This is a genomic window from Vibrio hibernica (genome assembly GCF_015223435.1).
Taxonomy (GTDB): Bacteria; Pseudomonadota; Gammaproteobacteria; order Enterobacterales; family Vibrionaceae; genus Vibrio; species Vibrio hibernica.
Map to the genome: position 1 here is coordinate 1 of NZ_VHKO01000089.1, position 5,992 is coordinate 5,992.

The following is a 5,992-nucleotide window of genomic DNA, read 5'->3' on the forward strand; positions in this document are numbered from 1 at the left end:
ACTTGGCACTCGTCGCTACCACTGCCAACAGGCGCAGTTTTCATTAGAAACCATATTGGATATCCATGCAGAAAAAGTGATGGAAAGTAATGGCATGGCGGTATTTCAATGCACAATAGAACAACAAGGTAGCGAAGTCGCCAGTGCCCAATTGAATGCTTTTGTCCCCTCTAAAACACAATTACAGGATATGCTGGGTCAACCGGCTGTCGCAAAGAAACAATCAAAGGAAACCTTATGACTCAACATGTTCTAGTAACAGGAGCCAGCAAAGGCATTGGTAAAGCAATTGCGACTCAATTGGCGCAAGATGGCTTTCATATTGCCATTCATTATATGAGCGACGAAACGGGTGCACTCGGCACGTTACGTGATATTGAGCAAGCAGGCGGACAAGGTCATCTACTTCAGTTTGATATCAGTAATAGAACCCAATGCCGAGAAAAATTGGAAGCGGACATTGAACAATATGGCGCCTATTATGGTGTTGTCAGTAATGCTGGGATCACCTGTGATACCGCCTTTCCTGCCATGATGGAAGAAGAGTGGGATAGCGTGATCCACACCAATTTAGACAGTTTTTATAATGTGCTTCATCCTTGTGTTATGCCAATGGTACAAAAGCGCAGTGGTGGCCGCATCATTACCATTGCTTCTGTGTCTGGCATCATGGGCAACCGTGGTCAAACTAATTACAGTGCTGCAAAAGCGGGTGTGATTGGCGCAACCAAATCTCTGGCTTTAGAACTCGCCAAACGCAAAATTACCGTGAATTGTGTTGCGCCGGGGCTTATTGATACCGGAATGGTAGATGAACATGTTAAAGAGCATGCTTTACCACAAGTGCCTTTACGCCGTATGGGAAAACCTGAAGAAGTCGCAGGATTAGTCCGTTATTTGATGTCGGATAATGCTGCGTACATCACTAGACAAGTGATTTCGGTCAATGGAGGTTTAATATGAGTCGTCGTGTTGTCGTAACAGGAATGCCTGGCGTTACCGCCTTTGGTAATTATTGGGCTGAGATTTTACCTAAGCTGCAAGCCTGCGAAAATGCGGTGCAGTTTATGGAAAGCTATGTGCAGTATGACGGTTTGAATACCAAACTTGCCGCGCCCATCTTACATTTTGAACTACCAAAGCATTACACTCGAAAGCAAATACGCTCAATGGGTCGAGTGTCTCAAATGGCTACCTTAGCCTCTGAAAATGCATTATTACAAAGTGGTCTGGTTGGCGAGAATGGCGAGAAACATGAAACCTTAACGAATAGCCAAACTGGCGTGGCTTATCTATCGGCAGCACTTCAGCTGTAGGTGCTTTTGGCGTGATGCTTAATGATAAATCCACCCGAGCGATAACCGCGACCACCTATGTACAACTGATGCCTCACACAGCGGCGGTTAATGTCGGCTTATTTTTCGGTTTACGCGGGCGAGTGATCCCAACTAGCAGTGCCTGTACTTCTGGCAGCCAAGCCATTGGATATTCTTACGAAACCATTAAACACGGCTATCAAACGATTATGGTTGCAGGCGGTGCAGAAGAGCTGTGCCCTACCGAATCTGCTGTTTTTGATACTCTATTTGCCACCAGTTTAAAAAATGATGCGCCAAAAACCACTCCACGGCCTTATGACACTGACCGTGATGAACTCGTTATTGGTGAAGGTGCTGGTACATTAGTACTTGAAGAATATGAGCATGCCATCGCTCGTGGGGCAACCATTTATGCTGAAATCATTGGTTTTGCGAGTAATTGCGACGCAACCCATGCCACCCAACCACAGATGGAAAATATGCAACGTTGCATGGAACTAGCTCTCCAAGATGCCAATATTCCAGCTTCTCAAATCGATTATGTTTCTGCTCACGGTACCGCAACTGACCGTGGCGATATTGCAGAAAGTCACGCGACCGCTAACCTATTTGGAAATCAAACACCAATCAGTTCACTCAAAAGTTATTTTGGTCATACGCTTGGTGCTTGCGGCGCCGTTGAAGCATGGCTTAGCTTAGAAATAATGCGCACTGGATGGTTTAGCCCGACTCTAAATTTGGATAACATTGATCCACTGTGTGGTGACCTAGATTATATTCAAGGCAAAGGTCGAGAAATACAATGCAATACGATTATGAGTAATAACTTTGCTTTTGGTGGTATCAATACTTCGATTATTTTTAAGCGCCATCAAATTTAAACCATTCCTTCAATAATTTATCATTTAAAGCAGGTTAGCGAAGCGCCCTTTGCTAACCCAATCCAGCTCATAGAATTTATCTATATTTTTTATTCCACTTTAGATTCAATACATCCCTCTATCACTCTTGACCTCGGAGTGCTATCTAAGGTTTATACTCGCTATAACGCCAAATAAAGAATAGATATGTATAAAGTTGGTGCGTTAGTAAAACTCTGTAGAGTAATAATGATACATTTCGATCTTATCGTATTTAGATCAGGATATTCATGTCTCTTTTAAGATCTAGGATCGCTTTTTTTCCTTCTCTTCTCGCCTCTTTCCACATAGGCAGTTATACTCTTGCCTTTCAAATTTTGTCTGTGGATGTCCACAGCTATCGCAGGTAAGAGCTTAAAATATGCAAGAATATATGGAATTTTTTCAACAAAACATGATCATGTGCTTAGTTTGGGTCGGTGTACTTGCTGCCTTGATTATGAGTATCTATAAGTCATCAACTGCAAAATATAAGATCGTAGATGCTGGAGGTCTAACCTACCTAATCAATCGTGAAAATGGTGTAGTGATTGATATTCGCTCTAAAGATGAGTTCAAACATGGCCATATTGCGGGCTCAGTTCACATTTTACCTTCTGAAATTAAATCTGGCTCGCTTACTGCTATTGAAAAACACAAAGCCACCCCAATCATTGTGGTATGTAAGCTTGGACAAACCGCAGCAGAAAGTGCCAATTTGTTGGTTAAAGCTGGCTTTGAAAATGTTAGCCTATTAAAAAATGGCATGGGTGCGTGGAATGAAAATAACTTACCTTTAGTTTCAGATAAAGCAGTAACAAAAAAAGGTAAGAAATAGTTAGATAACAGATTTTTAATTTATACCTACAAGGATTTTAATCATGGCTGAAGCAGCACCTCAAGAACAACAGAACTTCACAATTCAACGTATTTTTCTAAAAGATATTTCTTTTGAAGCGCCAAATTCACCACAAATGTTTCAAAAAGAGTGGGAACCTGAAGTTAAACTTGATCTTGACACTCAAAGCCGTGAGCTAGGTGAAAGTGTTTATGAAGTTATTCTGCGCTTAACAGTTACCGTTAAAAATGCTGATGAAGTTGCTTTTCTATGTGAAATTCAACAAGGCGGTATTTTTACAGCTGAGCAGATGGAACAAGGTCAACTTGCACATTGCTTGGGGGCATTCTGCCCGAACATCCTGTTTCCATATGCACGTGAAACTATTTCGAGCTTAGTGATTAAAGGGACATTCCCACAACTGAATTTAGCTCCTGTTAACTTTGATGCATTGTTCATGAATTATTTACAACAGCAAGCAGAGCAAGCACCACAAGTAGAAGCATAAGATAATAAATGCGAAGTGTGAAAATGCTTCGCCTAAAGATCTAACCATAAAGCAAAAGCGAAATTATCCTGCTTTTGCTTTTTGTTTCTTCGGGCCTCATTCCTTGGTTTCTCATCTTTCATAAAAGGTTTCAATCATGCCAAATACACACTCTCATCAAAATGCTGTTATGACTGTTATTGGTGCTGGATCATATGGCACTTCACTTGCCATCGCCTTAGCCCGAAATGGGTCGAAAGTGGTTTTATGGGGGCATGAAGCCAAGCATATGGCCAAATTACAAGCTGACCGAGCAAACCACGAATTTTTACCCGGTATTATATTTCCTGAGTCGTTAATTATTGAATCCGACCTTGCAACTGCAGTTTCATTTAGCCGTGACTTACTAGTCGTTGTTCCAAGTCATGTCTTTGGATTAGTACTCAATAGCCTGAAACCTCACCTATCAGTAAACTCTCGAATTTGCTGGGCAACTAAAGGGTTAGAGCCTAAAACTGGGCGTCTGTTAAAAGATGTTGCACAAGAGGTTCTAGGTGAAAACATTCCACTGGCAGTACTTTCTGGCCCTACTTTTGCCAAAGAATTAGCAGCAGGTTTACCAACAGCTATTTCAGTTGCTTCACCTGATGCTGAGTTTGTTAAAGATTTACAAGAAACTATTCATTGCGATAAGAGCTTCCGCGTTTATGCCAATAACGATTTTACTGGTATGCAGCTTGGTGGCGCAGTCAAAAATGTTATCGCAATTGGCGCTGGCATGTCTGATGGTATCGGATTCGGAGCAAATGCACGAACAGCATTAATCACCCGTGGATTAGCTGAAATGACCCGCCTCGGCATAGCATTGGGAGCACAGCCAGAGACGTTCATGGGTATGGCAGGCCTTGGTGATTTAGTATTAACCTGCACCGATAATCAATCACGAAACCGCCGTTTTGGCTTAGCTTTAGGGCAAGGCAAGGATATTGAAAGTGCTCAAAAAGAAATAGGACAAGTGGTTGAAGGCTATCGCAACACAAAAGAAGTATGGCTATTGGCTAACCGAATGGGTGTAGAAATGCCTATTGTTGATCAAATTTATCAAGTACTGTATCAAGATAAAGACGCACGCCAAGCCGCACAAGATTTATTAGCAAGATCGAAAAAAATGGAAAGATAAACGGATAACTTCACCTGAAAATTCAAGCGTGATAGGTTAATGGAATAACAATATATCGTCGCCCGTGCGCTGCGAAAAATAGAATCGAGATACATAGCATCATGAAACAGTGTGAAAAACAGAAAATATGGAAAGCCATCGTTAAGGAAGCAAAACAGCAAGCAGAATTAGAACCAATGCTCGCAAGCTTTTATCATTCCACTATTATTAACCATGATAGCTTAGGGGCCTCCCTTAGCTACATCCTAGCCAATAAACTCAAAACAGCTTCTATGCCAGCAATGGCAGTACGTGAAGTGGTAGAGCAAGCTTTCCTTTCTGATTCACAATTAACTGAATCTGCAGCATGTGACATTTGTGCTACCGTGACTCGAGACCCCGCAGTATCTATGTATTCCGTCCCCTTATTATATTTAAAAGGGTACCATGCCCTGCAAGGCTACCGCGTCGCAAACTGGCTATGGAAGCAAGGCCGAGTCACACTCGCAACTTATCTTCAAAATCAAATTTCAGTTGCATGCCAAGTCGATATCCATCCTGCTGCAAAAATAGGTCAAGGCATTATGCTCGATCATGCAACAGGTATAGTCATTGGGGAAACCGCAGTGGTTGAAAATGATGTATCAATTTTACAAGATGTAACATTAGGCGGCACAGGTAAAGATTGCGGCGACCGTCATCCAAAAATCAGAGAAGGTGTTATGATAGGCGCTGGTGCAAAAATACTTGGAAATATTGAAGTCGGCATCGGTGCGAAAATTGGATCATGCTCAGTCGTATTACAAGCCGTTCCTCCTCACACCACCGTTGCAGGTGTCCCTGCAAAAATTGTAGGTCACCCACAAAGTAATAAACCATCTCTGGATATGGATCAACAATTTAACGGTAACTCTCCAATACTCCTTGATGGCGCGGGGATCTAGAATCGGACTCCACTAATCCCATAAATTAATATCACCTCTTATTTTGGAGGTGATACTCACACAGCATCGAATCTGCGAATATCCAGTATTTATCAGCTTTTACAGCAGCTTAATTTAAACTGGATTACTACTAGCTCAAAGCCTCTAAAGAGCCTGAAAAACCCCAAGAGTTGCGCACATTTTCAATGTTGGTTGCTCCAACGCTTTGATGCCTTATTCTGCTAATTATACTTAACCACTAGTCCTCCTTTCTGCATAAATGCAGGGGGCTCCTAGACCAATATAGTCGAGCCGACCGTACTTCTGAAGCCAAATTAAAATCGTAGGCTGGCCTTGAATATCATAC

General features: G+C 42.1%; 5 protein-coding genes and 2 pseudogenes. All 7 read left to right on the forward strand.

All coding sequences use genetic code 11. From position 1 onward, the window contains the following. Nucleotides 1–241: pseudogene (locus tag FH976_RS15295) on the forward strand (hypothetical protein); the annotation flags it as partial. Beyond that, nucleotides 238–963 carry a 3-oxoacyl-ACP reductase FabG gene (gene fabG, locus FH976_RS15300; RefSeq protein WP_194091648.1) on the forward strand — a complete coding sequence of 242 codons (726 nt, stop codon included), beginning with the start codon at nt 238–240 and terminating at the stop codon, nt 961–963. The pseudogene FH976_RS15295 and the gene fabG, both read left to right, overlap by 4 nt. After that, a pseudogene (locus tag FH976_RS15305) lies at nt 960–2,200 on the forward strand (beta-ketoacyl-ACP synthase). The gene fabG and the pseudogene FH976_RS15305 overlap by 4 nt, the downstream one beginning before the upstream one ends. Before the next feature lie 400 nt (nt 2,201–2,600). Continuing rightward, nucleotides 2,601–3,056, forward strand: a complete 456-nt coding sequence (locus FH976_RS15310) for a rhodanese-like domain-containing protein (protein ID WP_194091649.1) — start codon at nt 2,601–2,603, stop codon at nt 3,054–3,056. A 43-nt stretch (nt 3,057–3,099) separates the two neighbouring features. Further along, entirely contained in the window at nt 3,100–3,564 is a 465-nt protein-coding gene (gene secB, locus FH976_RS15315) for a protein-export chaperone SecB (protein WP_194091650.1), read from the forward strand. 136 nt (nt 3,565–3,700) lie between these two features. After that, the gene (gene gpsA / locus FH976_RS15320; protein WP_267463564.1) at nt 3,701–4,723 is read left to right on the forward strand and encodes an NAD(P)H-dependent glycerol-3-phosphate dehydrogenase; all 1,023 of its coding nucleotides are present in this window, start codon (nt 3,701–3,703) and stop codon (nt 4,721–4,723) included. Between the two features lie 101 nt (nt 4,724–4,824). Next, nucleotides 4,825–5,646, forward strand: coding sequence for a serine O-acetyltransferase (gene cysE, locus FH976_RS15325; RefSeq protein WP_194091651.1), 822 nt, complete (start codon nt 4,825–4,827; stop codon nt 5,644–5,646). The last annotated feature ends 346 nt before the right edge of the window (nt 5,647–5,992 follow it).

What these genes read in the sequence shown, in the direction of transcription:
- cysE (WP_194091651.1), top strand. Translation starts at nt 4,825, where the DNA reads ATGAAACAGTGTGAAAAACAGAAAATATGGAAAGCCATCGTTAAGGAA.
- fabG (WP_194091648.1), top strand. Translation starts at nt 238, where the DNA reads ATGACTCAACATGTTCTAGTAACAGGAGCCAGCAAAGGCATTGGTAAA.
- FH976_RS15310 (WP_194091649.1), top strand. Translation starts at nt 2,601, where the DNA reads ATGCAAGAATATATGGAATTTTTTCAACAAAACATGATCATGTGCTTA.
- secB (WP_194091650.1), top strand. Translation starts at nt 3,100, where the DNA reads ATGGCTGAAGCAGCACCTCAAGAACAACAGAACTTCACAATTCAACGT.
- gpsA (WP_267463564.1), top strand. Translation starts at nt 3,701, where the DNA reads ATGCCAAATACACACTCTCATCAAAATGCTGTTATGACTGTTATTGGT.